This is a genomic window from Variovorax sp. F042 (genome assembly GCF_057814215.1).
Map to the genome: position 1 here is coordinate 62,052 of NZ_JBVASX010000010.1, position 16,366 is coordinate 78,417.

A 16,366-nucleotide genomic window follows, 5' to 3' on the forward strand; every position below is an offset into this window, starting at 1 on the left:
GCAGTGCGCAGTCGTGACGGAGGCGTCGCCTTCGCGGTAGTGATCGTGCTGGTGGCGCTCAACCTGCGCGCCTTTCTCACGTCGAGCAGCCCGCTGCTCGAACCCATACGCCTTGCGACCGGCATCGGCTTTCATGCGGTGGCGCTGCTCACGGTGCTGCCGATGTTCGCGATGGGAGCCACGTCGCTGTGCGGCGCGGCAGTGGGCCAGCGCATCGGCGCACGCGGCGGTGTCGCGCTCGGGCTCGGGGCCATTGCTTTCGCTTGTGCGAGCCGTTATGTGGCGGGCGGCGCGGCTGCACTGCTGTGGAGCGCGGCGCTCGCGGGCGCGGGTGTCGGGCTGGTGCAGGCGCTGATGCCCGGCGTGGTGAAGCAGGCCTACCCGACGCGCATCGGCGTGATGACGGGGCTGTACTCCGCCGCGATCATGGGCGGCGGCGGGCTCGGCGCCATGGCCAGCCCGTGGGTGGCGCACGCATTCGGCGGCGCGCAGCCCGACTGGCACGCGGGCCTCGCGATATGGGCCCTGCTCGCAACCTTCGCGCTGCTGTACTGGCTCAACATGCGGCGCATGGAATTCACAGTCGCCGATGCGCCGCGCCAGAACCTCTCGTGGCTGCGCTGCTTCGCAAGCCGCCGCGCATGGCTGCTGGCGGCGTGCTTCGGCCTCATCAACGGCGGCTACACCAGCCTCGTCGCGTGGCTGCCGCACTTCTATGCCCAGCAGGGCTGGACCGCACAGCAGGGCGGCTCGGTGCTCGCGCTGATGACGGCCGCGCAGGTGGTCGCCGCGCTCGCCATGCCCGCCATCGCGCGTAGCCGGGGGCGCGACCTGCGGCCCTGGCTCGTGCTCACGCTGGTTGCGCAACTGGCGGGCTTCTGCGCGCTGACCTTCGATGCGCCCGTGCCGGCCGTCGCCATCGCGGTCGTGCTGGGCTTCGGCCTTGGCGGTGCGTTCTCGCTGTGCATGGTGCTGGCGCTCGATCACCTGCCAGACCCCGCACAGGCCGGCGCGCTCGCGGGCTTCATGCAGGGCGCGGGCTTCATGATCGCGGCGCTCGCGCCCTTCGTTACCGGCTGGGTGCGCGAGCAGACTGGCGGCTTCACGCTTGCATGGGCTTACCTTGCCGTAGTCGTGGTGGTGCTGCTGCCGCTCATGCTGTGCTTCGACCCGCGTCGCTATGCCGCGGCAACGGCTGGGCTCTTCTCGCCGAAAGCGCACCACGCCACCAACACGCTCACGGCGCTCGACAGCAGCGCCAGAAAGGCCTGAACACCATGTACCAACAGCAATTCATGCAACGCGCACTGGCCCTCTCGGCACAAGCGCTTCAGGAGCCAGGCACCGAGCCCTTCGGCGCAGTCGTCGTCAAAGACGGCGTGATCGTCGGCGAAGGCTTCAACCATTCAGTCGCCCATTCCGACCCCACCTCGCACGGCGAAGTCGAAGCCATCCGCGACGCCTGCCGCAAGCTCGGCACCGTCAACCTGTCGGGCTGCGAGCTCTACACCTCGTGCGAGCCTTGTGCCATGTGCGTGGCGGCGATGCACATCGCGGGCATCGCCAAGCTGTACTACGCCGCGTCGCTCGCGCAGTCGGGCGAGGCATTCAAGGGTGTGACTGTGGCGGCGCGGCACCCCATCGATGTCGATGCGCTTCGCGCCGAAGCTGGTGCCGCGCTTGCTCGGCGCAGCCTGCCTGCGGAGCAGAAGCTTGACAGCGAGGCTGTGCAGATTCTTTCGGACTGGGCTGCGACGCGACGGGGTTCTTGAGTTCACCCACGACTGCCGCTCATTGCATGGTGGCAAGGATCCGCTTGGCCCAGGACTTCTTCCCTGCCGCCTCAAGCCCCTCTGCAATCAGCCGCCTCGGCGTTCGGGTCGCAGTGCTCTGGCGATCAAAAGGAGTGCGTCGACTGGCTGCCTTCAGCACCCTGACCGCCAGCTCGGGATGACCGGTGTTCAGCAGGTCCAGCGTCGTCTGGTCCGCGGAGGGGAACCGCGCCGCACTGATGTACATATCTATCCATCGCTTGACTTGAGCCGGTGTCAAGCCAAAGTGCTCGCTTAGGCGCAGCAGCTCGAAAAGTTCGCCCTGGGGAAGATCCGTTCGTTCGGTGGCGCTGGCACCCCAGTCGTAACCCGAGCGGATCAGTTCGTCCGGGATGTCATTCAGTTTCAGGTCCAGCGCGCGTGTAAGAAGCCGTGTGCGTGGGCGCACGACAGCGAAAGATGTTGCACCCGCTTTGCGCAATTCGGGCCACATCATCGGGTGGATGGGTTCCCCCAATCGGGTCTGCGTTTCGCGTGCGGCCAGATCGGCGTCGAGTACGCCCCCGAGGTGATTACCCGGACTGTTGATATCGACGCCACTCGCAAGCGTGCGCATGAGCAACTCGCGGTTTCTGTGGAGAACAGCCTGGATAAGCGGAGGCTCGCCCACCGCGGCCCAGTCGATGGCAGTCTCCCGCGGACTGCGGAACATGAGTCCGGTGTCCGATGCCTGCCAGGTCTTGCCCCCGTCGTCGCTCCGATAGAGGCCACCGGCCTGCCAAGCGGCAAGCATGCGCTGCGGGTCTGCCGTGTCGAGCAGCACGGCTGTCGGAGCCCATCCTATGCGCAGCCCTGGCGCATAGCAGTCCGAGTCCGATCTGCTTCCTGGTGTGCGTGGGGGTGTCCATGACCGTCCCGCATCCGTGCTGACATGAAAACAGGTCGAGCTCGGCCATGAGCCGTTGTCCCAGATGCAACGCGCAAGCAGCATGTCTGCCACGGCGGGTGATTGTTGCGCGCTGCACCATGTCTCCCCGCTCCACTGGGCCGCAGACTCTGGGCCTGCAGATGCCGGTTGCTGCTGGTCCAGACTCTGGAAGCCATTGCTTGCCGGCGTCCAACTCGACCCGTGGTCGCTGCTTTGAAGCCAATTGCCTTCGGCGTTGCGCACCACAAGTTCGCTGTCGCTGAGAGCGATCAGATTGGACACTGTGCGGGCGCGTTGGCCAGGCTTTATCTGGCTCTCGAATTCGTGGACTTTCTCCCAGGACTTCCCTCCATCACCAGACCGCTGGAGTACGTTGTCGTCCAGGCTGTAGCTGAACGAGTTCCCTCGCACTACGCCCAAGACGGGTCGGCCGCCGGGTTGTCGAAGCCACGTCTGACCGCCATCCGGCGAGCGGAACCAGCGACCGTCGTAGGCCCACCAGTCGCCCGCTTGCCGTCCTGCAGGAATGACCAACTGCGTGGGGAAGAAGTCGCCGCCGATCGAGCCATTCGCTTCCGAAAACTTCAATGGCGCGCGTTGAGTCCAGTGCAGCCCGCCGTCGAATGATTCCTGCAGCTTGGGTGTCTCCTTGGCATCGGTGCTGCGAGCAAGCACCAGCACGTGCCGTGCATCCTTCGGGTCGAGGTGCAGTTCGGTGTACTCGGCGGGCTGAGGCATTCGCAACGGGCTCCATGTCTTGCCGTGATCGTCGGAGCGAAACACAAGGCCGTTGCCCATGGCGTACACCCAATCCGGCTGCGCAGCGGATTGAACCATTTGACGGATCTCCACGCCCCGCCACGTGGGCATGCTGGCATGGGCCGTCCAATAAATTCCGAGTGCCAGCAGTCCGAGGAGGAATCGCATGCGTCTATTTCCTGTTATTGGCCGGCGATGATCATCCTTGTGTCGTGCCTGGCCGGTCATGGCGGACTGTATCCGCATGGTCCGCGAGAAAAGAACAGGCCAGCCATCGCTGCTTCGCAGCGCAATTCACGACGATGTTGTTACTCCCCGCTGCAAGCCAGCGTGAATAGAGTTGCCTCACGGCGCGATACGAAGCGCGCGATGAGGAGTCGGCATGAGCAGCATCAGGAACACCGCGACAACGCAACCCTCCGCACTGGTTGCACAGGCGCTCGATATCTATCGAAGCATCGCCTCGTGCCAAGCACACATCGCAAACAACAGCAGCAGCACCGGGAGTAGCGCCAACGCACTCACCGCAGCGCTGATGCTGCCCTGCTACCAATCCAGCTTTCGCGAACTGGCATTTGCGCTGACCCTCGAAGAGGAGCGCGAACTTAGGTACGCGCTCGACGAATTTCGCAACTCAGCTGCATGAAGACGAGTACCTTCGCGCAGCTTTTGTCCCACTGTGGTGCGTTCCGAATCGTTGCGCGGCCTTCGGAATTACGCTGATGGATTGAACGGGATTTCACTCGTAGCGACAAACGCAACCAGCGCCCAGACTCCGCTTCCCCGGCCGGGAATTTATTTCATGGAAGTCATTTCTCTTGAAAGGAGTTGGCAATGGCGGAAAAGCAGAAATTCACCATCCTCTCGTTTGTCGGCGGCGGCATACGAGGGTTGATGCCGGTATCGGTCCTGAACAAGCTGTACGCGAAGTTCCCTCAGATCATCGACAACACCGACCTCATCGCGGGATGCTCGACGGGCTCGATCATCACGAGTGAGCTATTGGCGGGAAAGACGCCGCAAGACATCATCAATCTCTTCACCTCCCAGAACGGGGAGATCGGGTTCTACCAAAAGATGAACACCGATCCGAAGGCGCCCGCGTATTCGATCGATGAGGTCTACGCCTCGCAGCTTGCGCTGCATGGCGACGCGAAGGTCAAGGATATCTACCTGAAGAAAGCGCTCTTCGTGACCTTCAATGTCGGTGGACTCGAAGTGCAGAACTCTGTGCAGACGGCCATACCGTGGCAGCCGGTCATGTACACGAACATGATCCCCGACCATGGCGACGTGACCATCGCCAAGGCAGCCACGTCGAGCGGCGCGATGCCCGGGCAGCTGGGCTCGCTCGACGGCAACGTCGACGGCTGCTTCTTCAACCACGACCCCACGGTCGCGGCAATCGCCCTGGCGGTGAAGGCGGGCCATGCACTCGAGGACATTACCGCCATCACCTTCGGCACTGGCTACATGCCCGACTGGGTTGCCAGCGATACCCACGGCTGGGGTGCGGACCAGTGGATGAACGGCGATGCGAATCCCTTCAACAATTCGCCGCCGTTCCTCATGAACCAGTTGAAGTCGTCGCCGGTGCTCGACATGAGCCTGAACGGCACTTCGACCGAACTCATGCCGATGCTCGCCAAGATGCTGCTGGGCGATCGCTACACCAACATCAACCCGACGCTGCCCTTCTTCATTCCGGAGAACACGGTCTACCCGCAGGCCCTGCAGCTGCTGCAGGACAAGGGCGCGAACGCGGACACCGCGGACGCCGAAGCCCTGCTGCAGCTGTACTGGGTCGAACACGCGCTCGGCTCGGTGCGGACCTGAGCATCACCTGCAAGCAAACGCATTCCAGGAAAGGAGAAACGACAATGTCGACTACCGCAACAGGTGCTGCAGCGCCAGCACCCGCTATCCCCGTGGAGAACTTGAACCTCGGGCCCTACAACATCCAGTACCTGCCAGGCGACCACTACGTGCTGGACGTGAGCGGCAACAATCCCGCCAAGGGCGCAGGGGTCATCGGGTACACGCTCAAGCTGCCGCAGGTCGGCAACCAGCAATGGTTGTTCGTTCCCGCACCCCAGGCACCGGGCTGGTGGTACCTGCAGACAAAGATGGGCACCGGGTTCGTCTTGACGTTGCAGCCCGACTCCCCGGTCGTGCCCACGCCCGTCGTGATGATGCCCGTCGGCCTGTCCGATGCCGACAGGCAACTCTGGAGCCTGCTGTCCACCGAGGAGCCCGGCTACTGGTACATCCAGTGCAAGTCCGGGGCGAGCAATTCGAATGCGCCGCTGGTCATCGGGCTCGCCGACAACAAGGTGGAAGCCAGCGCCGTGGCCGGCCCTATCAGCTTCACCGGGTTCCGGGCGCAGGCCTGGGGGTTCAAGCCCGTGGGCAGCGCGGGTTGAGAGGAAGAGCGTCGGGAGCTCAGTCCCAGGCCGGCGACAGACCGGCCGGGTCTGTCAGGCGCTCATTGCGGTCGAGCGCCGCAATCTGCGCCATCTCGGTGTCCGTCAGCCTCAACTGCAGAGCCTTCAGATTGCCTTCAAGGTTCGCGCGCTTGGTGGACGACGGAATCACCGCATAGCCAAGCTGCATCGCCCACGCCAGCACCACCTGCGCCGTGGTCGCGCCGTGCGCCTTGGCAATCGCTTCGACAACCGGGTCGCCCAGCACCTTGCCGTAAGCCAGCGTCATGTAAGAAGTGATGTGAATGCCCTGGCTCTTCGCGAACTCAGCCACCTTGCGGTTCTGCAGGTAGGGGTGCAGCTCGATCTGGTTGGTTGCGATCTGCTCCGCGCCCACGGCCGCAATGGCTTCCTTCATCAGCGCGATGTTGAAGTTAGACACGCCAATGTGCTTCGTGAGCCCCTGCGCCTTGGCCTCGGCCAGCGCGCCCATGAACTCGGCCACCGGCACCGCGTTGCCGGGCGAGGGCCAGTGGATGAGCGTGAGGTCGACATGGCCTGTGCGCAGCTTGGCGAGGCTGTCTTTCAGGCTGGGCACCAGCTTGTCTTTGGCGTAGTTGTCGGTCCAGATCTTGGTGGTGATGAAGAGGCTGCTGCGGGCCACGCCGCTTTCGGCAATGGCCTGGCCCACCTCGGCTTCGTTGCCGTAGATCTGCGCCGTGTCGATGGTGCGGTAGCCCACGTCGAGGCCGTTCTTCACCGAGTCGATGACCACCTGGCCCTTCAGGCGGAAGGTGCCGAGGCCGAAGGCGGGAATGGTGTTGTTGCTCGTGTTCATGATGTGTGTTGTCCTTGTGTGTTGAAAAAAGAGGGGAGGTTCAGTGACCGACCGGCACCGGCCCCGAAGCGCGAACCGGAATGCCTGCACGCCGATCAAGCGAGCCGCTCCACTGCGTGAGAGCCAGAGAGACAAGCACCACCAGCGCGCCAATCCACGGCGTGTGCATCAGCCCAAGGTGCGTCACGATCAGCCCACCGGCCCAGGCCGCGCCGGCAATGCCCAGGTTGAAAGCCGCGATGTTCAGGCCCGAGGCCACGTCTACTGCCTGCGGCGTGAAGCGTTCGGCCTGCTTCACCACATACACCTGCAGCCCCGGCACGTTGCCGAAAGCCACCGCGCCCCACATCAGCACCGCCAGCAGAGCCAGCCACTTGTGCGGTGCCGCGAAGTTGAACACCAGCAGCACCGCGGCCAGCAGCGCGAAGATGATCTTCAGCGCCGGAATCGGGCCCATGCGGTCGGCCAGCTTGCCGCCCCAGATGTTGCCCACCGCTACCGAGATGCCGTACACCAGCATCACCCAGCCCACAGCGCCGGCGCTGAAGCCAGACACGTCGGTAAGGATCGGCGCGAGAAACGTGAACGGAATGAATGAGCCGCCATAGCCGATGGCCGTCTTCGCATACACCAGCAACAGGCGCGGCTCGGCCAGCACCTTGGCCTGCTGCGCCAGCGAGGCCGGCGGCGTGTGGCGGATGTTGCTGGGCACGAAGATCCAGCTGCCGATGAAGGCGATAACGCCCAGCGCCGACACGGCCAGGAAAGTCTCGCGCCAGCCGAAGTGCTGCCCGATGAACGTGCCCAGCGGCACGCCCGTGACCAGCGCCACCGTGAGGCCCGTGAACATGATCGCGATGGCGCTCGCCGCCTTTTCCTTCGGCACCAGGCCGGTGGCAATCGTCGAGCCAATGGAGAAGAACACCCCGTGCGCCAGCCCCGTGAGCACGCGGGCGGCAATCAGCGATTCATAGCTCGGCGCCTTCCACGCCAGCAGATTGCCGACCGTGAACAGCGCCATCAACCCGAGCAGCAGCGCCTTGCGCGGCAGCTTGCCCGTGAGGGCGGTGAGCACCGGCGCGCCGATGGCGACGCCCAGTGCATAGAGGCTGACCAGCAGGCCGGCGGAGGGGAGGCCGATGTGGAGGTCGGCTGCGACTGTGGGGATGAGGCCAACGATGACGAACTCGGTCGTTCCGATGGCGAAGGCGCTGAGGGTTAGCGCTAGTAGGGCGATGGGCATGAGGGCACTCCTTCTTGGATGGGGAGGAGTGTCTTGCGGTTACCTTTGCGGATTAAGGGGGGATAAAACAGAAGACAGTTGCGCCAGAAGCAAAGATGTCTTCTAAATTCGTCTGTTTGGTAATTTATTTAAGTAACGGACTAAACAATTCAAGCGTCATCCAATCTTATTTGAATAGCCTCTATTGCTTCGGCGTTCAGTGAAGTGACGCACGAAAAGGCCTTCGTCTGCTTTGCAGTTAGCTCCTTGTACAGTTGATCGCAACGGTCAACATTTTCCAAGGCGTATTTTCTTCCTTTTAATGTTTTGAGATTTAAGTTGGCAATAAATATTCCAGACATTACGCCGGCAATCGATGCACTCAATGCCGCTCCAGAATCTCCGCGAACCGCATGCCAACCCGATTCAAACGCAATGACGCCATAGTCAATAAGCTTCATGCAATTATCGATTATCTGGAATGCATTATCTGTGGCGGTTTCTAGTAGCTCCTGTGACTGTCGAGAGAATTTTGCTTTTTCTTGGGAGGAGGTCGCTTTGTCGCGAGCAATTCTTAGTGCTACAACTTCATCGAATTCTTTGGCGTCCTTCTCGAAAAGTTCGATCAACTTTGGCTCAATGGATTGAATTTGCTCTTTTAGATATGCAAACGTAGCCTTGTCACATTCTGGCTTTGTTGTGCTTTTCTCGCAGACAGTGACGAGAAGCTTGATCGCCAGAAGACCCATAAGTGCAGCAGCACTTCCAGATCCTGGAGAGGCTTTTCCCGCGCCAAAATCATTTAATAATTGCCTTGTGGGGCGTTCCATGAGCGAAAGTTGTTTCTTTTCTATTTGATCTGTCAATTTGATATCTCCTCGAGAGTGCTTGTTATTTATTGAAAAGAATTTATAAAGTTTGAGAGGGGCCTTTTTATTTTTGTCTTTCGGCACGCACTCGAATCGCGAAGCACTTGATCTCGGGATTCTCACTTGGAAACTCCTGCTTCACTCAGAAAGTATAAGTAGGGAGAGTTCTTGCCCAATCGACTTGAATGATCGATATACTTCGCCGCCGGGCATCAAAGCGCGGCCGGGTTTGGAAGCCCGTCGAAGTTCTGCGACGAAAGCCGCAGCTACCGCACATGGTCTGCGGCTTTTCTGTTTGCGCCTCCAGTTTTGGCGGCTCGAACGGGAAGGCGCGAGCCTTGCCGGTTCTCGTCAGAGCTTCCCGGTCTTCCAACCCGTTCGAGCTGCCGCCATCGTTTGGAAGCGGTTGCGGCGGTTGTTGCAAAACCGAAGTTCTGGGAGGCCATACATGGCTGAATCTGCATCCGCGTCAGCGCAGTCGAGCGCTCGATCCACATCCTCCACCCTCGACGACCTCGCCCTACAAGCCTGCGACGACGCCGACACCCTCAACGACGTAATGCGCGCCTACGCCGCGCTCAGGAAGCTCGTCGACACCAGCGCCCTGAACGACAGCGAGGAGCTCACCCCCAGCCGCACCGAGCTGAGCGCCTTGCTCGGTGTGCTCAACGACGCGCTGACGGCGCGCATTGATACCGTCAACGGCGCCACCAGCGCAGTGCGCGAGGCGCTGCGACAGAACGTCGGCAGCACCCAATAGCGCCAGCCGCGCACCCCGGCAACGGGCACGCGCCGGTCGACCGGCAACGCTGCGCATCGCGCTTGTTTTCTTCTTTCTCTTCTTCTCCCCACAACAGAACCGATGCCAGCTGCGCCCGTCGCCGACAACAAGCCCGAGGCCATGCCCACCGCCGCCTGGGCCCGTCTGCGCGACATGGTCGCGGCGCGAACCCCTGCGGACGGCCGCACCGATGCGCCGTATCCAGGGCTGCGCTGCTACCGGTTCTCGCGCCCGGTGCGTTACGAGAAAACCCAGCGCCTCACGCCGGGCGTGGTGGTGGTCTTGCAGGGCCGCAAGACCGCGCACCTCGGCGACCGTCGTTCGCTCGACTACGGCGCCACGCAGTGCCTGGTGCTCGGGGCCGAGGTCGCGTGCCTCGGCACGGTCGTCGGGGCGAGCGCCGAGCATCCGTACCTCGCGATTCATCTCGACCTGCCGCCCGACATGCTGGTGAAGTCTTTTGTCGCGCTGGCAGAAAGCGGCACGCTGGCCGAGCCCGCCCGTGTGACCGAGAACTTCACGGCTGCGGTGGGGCCGGAGGTGGTCGAGGCCTTCGCCCGCCTGCTGCTGGCGGCCGACGACCCGGTGGACCGCCGCACGCTCGCGCCGCTGGCGGTTGAAGAAATCGTGCTGCGGCTGCTGCGCTCCGAGGCCGCGGCCGCCATCCGCAGCGCGGGCGCCGTTACCAAGGCCGGTGCACGCATACAGACGGCCATCGCCTTCATGCGCCGCCATCTGGGCCGGCCACTGTCGGTGGCCGAGATTGCCAGCCACGTGCACATGAGCCCTTCGCACTTCGCGCACAGTTTTCGCGAAGTGGCCGGAGTCACTCCGATGCGCTGCATTCGCGACCTGCGCCTGGAAGAGGCGCGCATGCTGATGCTGGGCGCGGGGCTGCGGCCCGGCGATGCGGCTGCGAAGGTGGGGTTCGAGAGCGCGGCGCATTTCAATCGTGCGTTTCGCAGGCGCTTCGAGGCAACGCCTGCCGAGTACGTGCGGCGCGCTCAGTCGGGCTGATTGACTGACTGACTCACCGACGTGGGGGTGGCTGCGTCTTTCGCAGCCATGGTCAATTTCTTCGCAGCTTCGCGCCTAGGCGCGGGGGAGGGCGCTGGCTAACCTGCCGTCTGCCTTTTTCTTCAAGCCAACGACAAAGAAATTTTCATGAATCCGATCAACGTCATCATCACTTTCGAAGCCAAGCCCGAGCGCGCATCCGCGTTCGCCGAACTCATGCAGCAGGTCAAGCAGTCGCTGCCATCGGCGGATGGATGCCGTGGCGTGCAGTTGTTCGGGCACGGCGACAACGACTGCATGTTCACGCTGGTCGAGTCGTGGGAGTCACGGAGCAAGCATCAGGCGCATATCGCGGGCGTGGTGTCGTCCGGCGCTTGGGACACGATGGAGGCTGAGCTGGCTGGGCCGCCTCTCAGTTGCTATTGCAACGAGCTCTGATGCGGCACGCTGGGGCGGGAGCGATCGATCAGGCAGTCGGTGCGCCTGCCTCCCTCAGCAGCCATTGTTGGTGGCGCAGTTGATACGGGGGAAGGGGTGAGAGCGCGTTTCAAACAGCTCATGGGGCTTTGTCGGGGCGCGCTCACGCCGACGGCGTGCTCTGCTCCGCGAATGTCCCCCGGCCTTCGGCCTCCTCCTTTATTTCGCTGCGCAGAGCACACCATCGACGTGATCGTTCAGCTCAGCCGTTGAACCTCCCACACAACGACCGCGCCCATGTGCGAATGGCACCTCGGTAGCTTCAATCCCTCAACATCAGGATAGAGATGGAGCGCAGCGAAATCGTTGCTCTCTCCGAATGGGCTCTTTGGAGAGCGGTATGCCCGGGAGTACGTCTCCACAGGAAGGTCGGTGCGCAGCAACACACGCAGCGCTCTTACCGTGTTGGCCGCACGCAGTTCAGCCAACGCCTTTGCCTCGCTGGGAACGGCGCCAGAAGCGCCGGTTTCTACCCCCGCGCCCGTGTACTTGGGAAAGGCTGCATAGGAACGGTTCAGCCACTCCGAGAGCTTGATGATCTGTGATCGATCCAGTTCCGCCGCGCCGCTTTCAAAGCTGATCTGAGTCGCCACGATGTAGCTGCATGCCGTTGCTTGCCCCGCAGCGAGGGTCGTGGCCAAAGCCCAGATGATTCGTCGGTGCATCGGCTTACTGCTGCCTGGGCGGCGCGGCAGGTCCTTCAGACCATTTGCAGCATGAGACTGTTTTGGCACACGCGGGTTGAACGGTTGCGTTCAGAACATCCAGACGCTCCGGGTGCCTTATCGCCTGGCTTTCGAACTCATCGACGTGCCCTTGCACTTCGACGGAGGCCGTGGTGCTCAAGGTTTTCAACAGATCGGCGATCTCGGCAAGTCGGAGGTTCGCCTTCTTCAGCGAAGCGGCATCGCCCTTGATGGCGGGGGCAAAGATGTCGGCGCGGTAAATGCCGCCGGTCGCCCTTTTTGGGTTCTGCTGCTCGACAAACCAGTTCGTCAGCGAGAGGACCTGCTGCGGTTCCAGATGCGTGCTTGCGGGGGTGAACTGCAGATCGTGCTGGAGGCCGGCGAACGAGCACGCGACTGCCCATGCGGGAGTCAGAGTACAGGCGAGGGCAAGGAATTGGCCTTTCATTGTGCGGGAGCCTTCGGTTCGTAGAGGGGGGCACCCGCTTGGCACGAGCATTCATGCGGACAGGCAGGAAGAAAGTCGAGTTGCACGGCCCTGACGCCTTGACTCTTCTCCAACTGTTTGAGATATGCGGACACGGGCTTTTTGACATAGCCCTGGTCCGGTAGATAGATCTTCACTCCATCGAACTGCAGGTTTTCCCGGAGAACGCGTGCAACATTGCGCGCTCGTTCCATCGCCAGGTTGCTTGGAGACTGTTCGCCGGGTTCGGCGGAGGCGCTGATGTCGATGGATTCATGGCTCGGATATCTCGCGCGCAGGTCGGCCATCCAATTGGCCAGCCTCGACACTTGTGCCGCGGATACCGTGGCGGAGTCGCGATCGAAGTACACACCAATGACCTTCATCGGACTGCAGGCGTGGGCGGGAGGCGCGGCAACCAACACCAAGAGGATTGCAGTCACGTGCCAAATGGGCAGGAGGTATCTTTTCATGGGACACCAAGTATGTAGGCCACGATGCTGTCTGCATTGGATAGAAGGGCCGCGTGGTTTTCGCTTCTCACGTGTCGCCTTGAATTTGCTGTTCCGTTCCAGGTGTCATTCGATCCGAAGGTGTCGTTGAAGTGGGTCACTTCGTGGATCAAGACCACGAGCTGCGAGTTGGCACCCTCCCACCAGGAGCTGGCGGATCGCCGACCACGAGAAATTTACGCATCATCCTGAAAGCTCCCTGTTGTGTCCGGGAGTTGTAGGAGGAAGCGCGTGTTGACACGGTGGCCTAGTGTCAACCGGCTAGAAATTTTTCACGCCGACCGTAGTTTTCGATTTTTGAAGAGACACGGTGTGCGCCAAAGAAAGCCGACAGCGTTGCAGGCTACGTCGCTTTGGGAGTCAGCTATGCGAGTTAGGCCGTCAATCTTCTTCTTGCTCACCGGCATGTTGGCAGCGAGTACCGCCCAGGCATGTTCTCGCGCATTTGCCATCGACCTCGACTTTTCGCCTGCATCTGCCATCCTCGAGAAGTCGGAAGTAGTGAGGCTGGTTAGCTGGCTTGATAGGTGGCGGAAGGAGTTCCCGCGTCTGGAGAGCGTCAGGGTCGATGGGATCGCTCCTGCGAATGCCAAGGGAGCCAAGGCGCTTGCGGATCGCAGGGCCATGGAAACGGAACGTGCGCTCCGGATGCTTCTGGATGAAGTGCCGATTCACATCACCTCTCATCTCAGCTCGCCTTCATCGACATTCAAAGATGGGAACTATGCAGCGATCGATCTCGTTCCCTTTCAGTCCGACCTTCCTGATTGCAGACCGGTCCCGATCACGGGCTTCAAGCGCTGAAAGCGCAAAGGTCTTCGTCACCGTGGTGCCGGTGGCTTGTAGAGCGGATCGTCCCTTTGACAAGGGCATTCATGCGGGCAAGCAGGCAGAAATTCGAGGTCCACGCCGTTCACGCCCTGCTTCTTCTCTCCCATCAGATTAGTTACCGAAAAGGGAGCAATCACGTGAGCCCGCTCGGGAAGACGGACCTTTGTCTCTTCGAGTCCAAGGTTGTCCCGGAGAACGCGAGCAACGTTGTGTGCTCGCTCCATCCCCAGGCTATCAGGCGAATGCTCTCCGGGCTCGGTAGACGCATGGAGGGTGATGGACCCGTGGTTCGGATACCTCACCCGAAGATCGGCCATCCAGTTCGCCAAGCTCGAGACCTGCACTGCGGACACCGCAGCGGAGTTTCGCTCGAAGTAAACGTACGCGACCTTGATCGGGCGACATGCATAAGCGGATGGGGCGACCAACATTGCGAGGACTGCAGCCAAATGCCAGGCAGTCCGCCAGACAGTTGGTTGGCTCCTTCTCACGTGGCGCCTGCGATGCGGGCCGCGAATTTCTCGATCCATTCAATACACCCAGAGTTGATGACCCAGGAGGTGTACGTGGCCGAGCGAGTAAGCACTGTTGTCTATCGTCAACCGGCCGTTCGTATTTCACGGTACGACGCACATTCGATTCAGGGCTCGCTGCTCGTCCAAAAAATCTTTCGCTTCCCCTGCATCCAAACCCACCCCTGGCGTGTAGACCCTTCAGCAGCGAGGAGCTGCTGCTGCCCATCTACAACCCAGGAGTATTTCCATGCACACCTCCCGTTCCGCCCGTTCACTCGCCGTTCTCGGCACCGTCTCCGCCGCTGCCGCCGTACTCACTGCCTGCGGCTCGATGTCTTCAGGCCCCACCTTCAACCAGTCCAGCCTGCCGCCGACCATCCAGGTGCCGGCCGGCAACAAGGTCGCCATGGAAACCATCGGCAAGGGCGACATCACGTATGAATGCCGCGACAAGGCCAACACCCCCGGCCAGACCGAATGGGTGTTCGTCGGCCCTGATGCCAAGCTGTGGGACCGCGGCGGCAAGCAGGTTGGCAAGTACTACGGCCCGCCGGCCACCTGGGAGTCGAACGACGGCTCCAAGCTCACGGCCACTCAGCTGGCTGTCGCACCCTCGGGGCCGACCAGCCTGCCGTTCCAGCTCGTGAAGGCCAATCCGGCCGTGGGTTCGGGAGCGATGACTGGCGTTACCTATATCCAGCGCGTGGCGCTGCAGGGCGGCGTGGCTCCGGCTGCCGTGCCGTGCACGCCGGCCACCAAGGGCCAGAAGCAGGTCGTGCAGTACCAGGCCGACTACATCTTCTGGAAGGCGTCCTGATCGGCGGGTGATTCAGCAGTGGGGCCATGGGCTCCACTACCATCGGCCCGTGCAAAACCCGCCGCCTCCCGTCGCGCCTTTCGACTACGACGCCGCCCTCATGGCTTGCGCACGCGGCGATCGCCAGGCTTTGCAGCAGCTGTACGAGCGCGAGAGCCGCTACCTGATGGGCGTGGCGCTGCGCATCGTGCGCCAGCGCCAGCAGGCTGAAGACGTGTTGCACGACGCGTTCATCAGCATCTGGCAGCGCGCGGAGAGTTTCAATCCGGCGCGCGGCGAAGGCCGCGGGTGGGTCTACAGCGTGGTGCGCAATGCGGCGCTGAACATGGTGCGCAGCGGTGCGCGCCAGGTGGACGTGAGCGAAGACGCTGCCGAAGCCATCGACGACCAGGCCGCGCTGGTGGCCTACGCCTCGGCTGGCGATCCGTTCGAACTGCGCGCCGATCTGGGCAGGCTCGACAACTGCCTGAAAGGGCTGGAGCCGGCGCGGCGCGATTGCATCCTCTATGCGTATGTCGAAGGCTGCTCGCACGGCGAAATCGCCGAGCGGCTGCAAACGCCGTTGGGCACGGTGAAGGCCTGGATCCAGCGCGGCATGCGCGCGCTGCGGGAGTGCATGGCATGAGCGGCAGCAACAACCCGGCCGATGACGACATCGACGCACTGGCGGGCGAGTACGTGCTGGGCACGCTGTCGGCTGGCGCGCGTGCGGCGGTCGAAGCGCGTATGCATGCCGAGCCGGCTTTGCGCGAAGCCGTGCAGGGTTGGGAGGCACGGCTGTTGCCACTGACCGCGCTTGCGCCGCCGGCGGACCCGTCGCCCGCGCTGTGGGCGCGCATCGAGCAGAGCCTTGGCAACGTTGCAGAGCCGAAGCCTGCGCGTCCGTCGGCCCTCTCGAGCTGGTGGAACAACCTTCAGCTCTGGCGTGGCCTGGCCGCCGGCGGGTTCGCTGCCGCCGCACTGATGGTTGCGGTGCTCGTCACTCGCCCGTTGCCTCAGCCGCAGTACATGGTGGTGCTGGTCGCCCCGCAGGACAAGTCGCCGGGCTGGGTGATTCAGACCACCTCGTCGCGTCAGCTGAGCCTGGTGCCGCTGGGCACGTTCGAGGTGCCGCCGCAGAAGGCGCTTCAGTTCTGGACCAAGGCCGATCAGTGGCGTGGCCCGGTGTCGCTGGGGCTGGTCAAGCAGGGGCAGACGCTGCGCATTCCCATCGACAAGCTGCCGCCGCTGGAGCCGAACCAGCTGTTCGAGCTCACGCTGGAGCCCGAGAACGGCTCGCCTATCGACAGGCCGACGGGGCCGATCCAGTTCATCGGCCGCGCCGTCAAGGTGATGTAGCAGCGCTCGCTTGCGCCTGTCCTTAACCATCGGTTAAGACCGGCTAAACAAGACGCGAATTGTCGGCGTGCCTCCGAATCGTGAGGATGCAAGGCGCCGACACGTTCGGAGCAGC

General features: G+C 62.6%; 19 protein-coding genes. 12 read left to right on the forward strand and 7 right to left on the reverse strand.

Annotated elements, in window-relative coordinates:
• Positions 1–3: 3 nt before the first annotated feature.
• Entirely contained in the window at positions 4–1,272 is a 1,269-nt protein-coding gene (locus ACZYSP_RS25590) for a cyanate transporter (protein WP_489017321.1), read from the forward strand.
• A gap of 5 nt (positions 1,273–1,277) precedes the next feature.
• Positions 1,278–1,772 (forward strand): nucleoside deaminase, encoded by a 495-nt coding sequence (locus tag ACZYSP_RS25595; protein ID WP_489017323.1) that lies wholly within the window; start codon positions 1,278–1,280, stop codon positions 1,770–1,772.
• A gap of 19 nt (positions 1,773–1,791) precedes the next feature.
• On the opposite strand, the gene ACZYSP_RS25600 is transcribed toward ACZYSP_RS25595, so the two are convergent.
• Complete coding sequence (locus tag ACZYSP_RS25600) at positions 1,792–3,627, reverse strand: hypothetical protein (protein ID WP_489017325.1); 1,836 nt, start codon at positions 3,625–3,627, stop codon at positions 1,792–1,794.
• A 214-nt stretch (positions 3,628–3,841) separates the two neighbouring features.
• Here ACZYSP_RS25600 and ACZYSP_RS25605 point away from each other — a divergent pair, with 214 nt between their 5' ends.
• The 3 genes from ACZYSP_RS25605 to ACZYSP_RS25615 all read left to right on the forward strand — a co-directional run bounded on the left by ACZYSP_RS25605 (position 3,842) and on the right by ACZYSP_RS25615 (position 5,882).
• Positions 3,842–4,105: a hypothetical protein gene (locus ACZYSP_RS25605; RefSeq protein WP_489017327.1), complete on the forward strand. Its 264-nt coding sequence runs from the start codon at positions 3,842–3,844 to the stop codon at positions 4,103–4,105.
• 188 nt (positions 4,106–4,293) lie between these two features.
• Entirely contained in the window at positions 4,294–5,295 is a 1,002-nt protein-coding gene (locus ACZYSP_RS25610) for a patatin-like phospholipase family protein (RefSeq protein WP_489017329.1), read from the forward strand.
• A 44-nt stretch (positions 5,296–5,339) separates the two neighbouring features.
• Positions 5,340–5,882, forward strand: coding sequence for a hypothetical protein (locus tag ACZYSP_RS25615; protein ID WP_489017331.1), 543 nt, complete (start codon positions 5,340–5,342; stop codon positions 5,880–5,882).
• 19 nt (positions 5,883–5,901) lie between these two features.
• Here ACZYSP_RS25615 and dkgB read toward each other — a convergent pair whose 3' ends face one another.
• From dkgB to ACZYSP_RS25630, 3 genes are all read right to left on the reverse strand, one after another.
• A complete protein-coding gene (gene dkgB, locus ACZYSP_RS25620; protein WP_489017333.1) occupies positions 5,902–6,720 on the reverse strand; it encodes a 2,5-didehydrogluconate reductase DkgB in 819 nt (272 codons plus the stop codon).
• Positions 6,721–6,760: 40 nt separating this feature from the next.
• A complete protein-coding gene (locus ACZYSP_RS25625; RefSeq protein WP_489017335.1) occupies positions 6,761–7,963 on the reverse strand; it encodes an MFS transporter in 1,203 nt (400 codons plus the stop codon).
• A gap of 149 nt (positions 7,964–8,112) precedes the next feature.
• Entirely contained in the window at positions 8,113–8,895 is a 783-nt protein-coding gene (locus tag ACZYSP_RS25630; RefSeq protein ID WP_489017337.1) for a cyclodeaminase/cyclohydrolase family protein, read from the reverse strand.
• A gap of 364 nt (positions 8,896–9,259) precedes the next feature.
• Between ACZYSP_RS25630 and ACZYSP_RS25635 the strand changes: the two genes are divergently transcribed.
• The 3 genes from ACZYSP_RS25635 to ACZYSP_RS25645 all read left to right on the forward strand — a co-directional run bounded on the left by ACZYSP_RS25635 (position 9,260) and on the right by ACZYSP_RS25645 (position 11,047).
• The gene (locus ACZYSP_RS25635) at positions 9,260–9,571 is read left to right on the forward strand and encodes a hypothetical protein (RefSeq protein WP_489017339.1); all 312 of its coding nucleotides are present in this window, start codon (positions 9,260–9,262) and stop codon (positions 9,569–9,571) included.
• Between the two features lie 102 nt (positions 9,572–9,673).
• Positions 9,674–10,609, forward strand: a complete 936-nt coding sequence (locus ACZYSP_RS25640) for an AraC family transcriptional regulator (RefSeq protein WP_489017341.1) — start codon at positions 9,674–9,676, stop codon at positions 10,607–10,609.
• Between the two features lie 147 nt (positions 10,610–10,756).
• The gene (locus tag ACZYSP_RS25645; protein WP_489017343.1) at positions 10,757–11,047 is read left to right on the forward strand and encodes a putative quinol monooxygenase; all 291 of its coding nucleotides are present in this window, start codon (positions 10,757–10,759) and stop codon (positions 11,045–11,047) included.
• Positions 11,048–11,283: 236 nt separating this feature from the next.
• Here ACZYSP_RS25645 and ACZYSP_RS25650 read toward each other — a convergent pair whose 3' ends face one another.
• From ACZYSP_RS25650 to ACZYSP_RS25660, 3 genes are read right to left on the reverse strand one after another with little or no spacing between them, the layout of a single operon-like run.
• Entirely contained in the window at positions 11,284–11,751 is a 468-nt protein-coding gene (locus tag ACZYSP_RS25650) for a hypothetical protein (RefSeq protein WP_489017345.1), read from the reverse strand.
• 4 nt (positions 11,752–11,755) lie between these two features.
• A complete protein-coding gene (locus ACZYSP_RS25655) occupies positions 11,756–12,220 on the reverse strand; it encodes a hypothetical protein (RefSeq protein WP_489017347.1) in 465 nt (154 codons plus the stop codon).
• Complete coding sequence (locus ACZYSP_RS25660) at positions 12,217–12,711, reverse strand: OmpA family protein (protein WP_489017349.1); 495 nt, start codon at positions 12,709–12,711, stop codon at positions 12,217–12,219. Before ACZYSP_RS25660 ends, ACZYSP_RS25655 begins: the two co-directional genes overlap by 4 nt.
• Positions 12,712–13,143: 432 nt before the next feature.
• Between ACZYSP_RS25660 and ACZYSP_RS25665 the strand changes: the two genes are divergently transcribed.
• The 4 genes from ACZYSP_RS25665 (at position 13,144) to ACZYSP_RS25680 (ending at position 16,251) form a co-directional block, all read left to right on the forward strand.
• On the forward strand, positions 13,144–13,554 hold the full coding sequence (locus tag ACZYSP_RS25665; protein ID WP_489017351.1) for a hypothetical protein: 411 nt from the start codon (positions 13,144–13,146) through the stop codon (positions 13,552–13,554).
• Positions 13,555–14,343: 789 nt separating this feature from the next.
• The gene (locus tag ACZYSP_RS25670) at positions 14,344–14,913 is read left to right on the forward strand and encodes a DUF3455 domain-containing protein (RefSeq protein ID WP_489017353.1); all 570 of its coding nucleotides are present in this window, start codon (positions 14,344–14,346) and stop codon (positions 14,911–14,913) included.
• 49 nt (positions 14,914–14,962) lie between these two features.
• A complete protein-coding gene (locus ACZYSP_RS25675) occupies positions 14,963–15,538 on the forward strand; it encodes a sigma-70 family RNA polymerase sigma factor (RefSeq protein ID WP_489017355.1) in 576 nt (191 codons plus the stop codon).
• On the forward strand, positions 15,535–16,251 hold the full coding sequence (locus ACZYSP_RS25680; protein WP_489017357.1) for an anti-sigma factor: 717 nt from the start codon (positions 15,535–15,537) through the stop codon (positions 16,249–16,251). The genes ACZYSP_RS25675 and ACZYSP_RS25680 overlap by 4 nt, the downstream gene beginning before the upstream one ends.
• Positions 16,252–16,366: the final 115 nt, after the last annotated feature.

Excerpts from the sequence above, each read along its gene's own strand:
- ACZYSP_RS25655 (WP_489017347.1), bottom strand. The coding sequence starts at position 12,220 with ATGAAAGGCCAATTCCTTGCCCTCGCCTGTACTCTGACTCCCGCATGG.
- ACZYSP_RS25595 (WP_489017323.1), top strand. The coding sequence starts at position 1,278 with ATGTACCAACAGCAATTCATGCAACGCGCACTGGCCCTCTCGGCACAA.
- ACZYSP_RS25635 (WP_489017339.1), top strand. The coding sequence starts at position 9,260 with ATGGCTGAATCTGCATCCGCGTCAGCGCAGTCGAGCGCTCGATCCACA.
- ACZYSP_RS25625 (WP_489017335.1), bottom strand. The coding sequence starts at position 7,963 with ATGCCCATCGCCCTACTAGCGCTAACCCTCAGCGCCTTCGCCATCGGA.
- ACZYSP_RS25645 (WP_489017343.1), top strand. The coding sequence starts at position 10,757 with ATGAATCCGATCAACGTCATCATCACTTTCGAAGCCAAGCCCGAGCGC.
- dkgB (WP_489017333.1), bottom strand. The coding sequence starts at position 6,720 with ATGAACACGAGCAACAACACCATTCCCGCCTTCGGCCTCGGCACCTTC.
- ACZYSP_RS25680 (WP_489017357.1), top strand. The coding sequence starts at position 15,535 with ATGAGCGGCAGCAACAACCCGGCCGATGACGACATCGACGCACTGGCG.
- ACZYSP_RS25650 (WP_489017345.1), bottom strand. The coding sequence starts at position 11,751 with ATGCACCGACGAATCATCTGGGCTTTGGCCACGACCCTCGCTGCGGGG.
- ACZYSP_RS25600 (WP_489017325.1), bottom strand. The coding sequence starts at position 3,627 with ATGCGATTCCTCCTCGGACTGCTGGCACTCGGAATTTATTGGACGGCC.
- ACZYSP_RS25640 (WP_489017341.1), top strand. The coding sequence starts at position 9,674 with ATGCCAGCTGCGCCCGTCGCCGACAACAAGCCCGAGGCCATGCCCACC.
- ACZYSP_RS25660 (WP_489017349.1), bottom strand. The coding sequence starts at position 12,711 with ATGAAAAGATACCTCCTGCCCATTTGGCACGTGACTGCAATCCTCTTG.
- ACZYSP_RS25610 (WP_489017329.1), top strand. The coding sequence starts at position 4,294 with ATGGCGGAAAAGCAGAAATTCACCATCCTCTCGTTTGTCGGCGGCGGC.
- ACZYSP_RS25605 (WP_489017327.1), top strand. The coding sequence starts at position 3,842 with ATGAGCAGCATCAGGAACACCGCGACAACGCAACCCTCCGCACTGGTT.
- ACZYSP_RS25670 (WP_489017353.1), top strand. The coding sequence starts at position 14,344 with ATGCACACCTCCCGTTCCGCCCGTTCACTCGCCGTTCTCGGCACCGTC.
- ACZYSP_RS25615 (WP_489017331.1), top strand. The coding sequence starts at position 5,340 with ATGTCGACTACCGCAACAGGTGCTGCAGCGCCAGCACCCGCTATCCCC.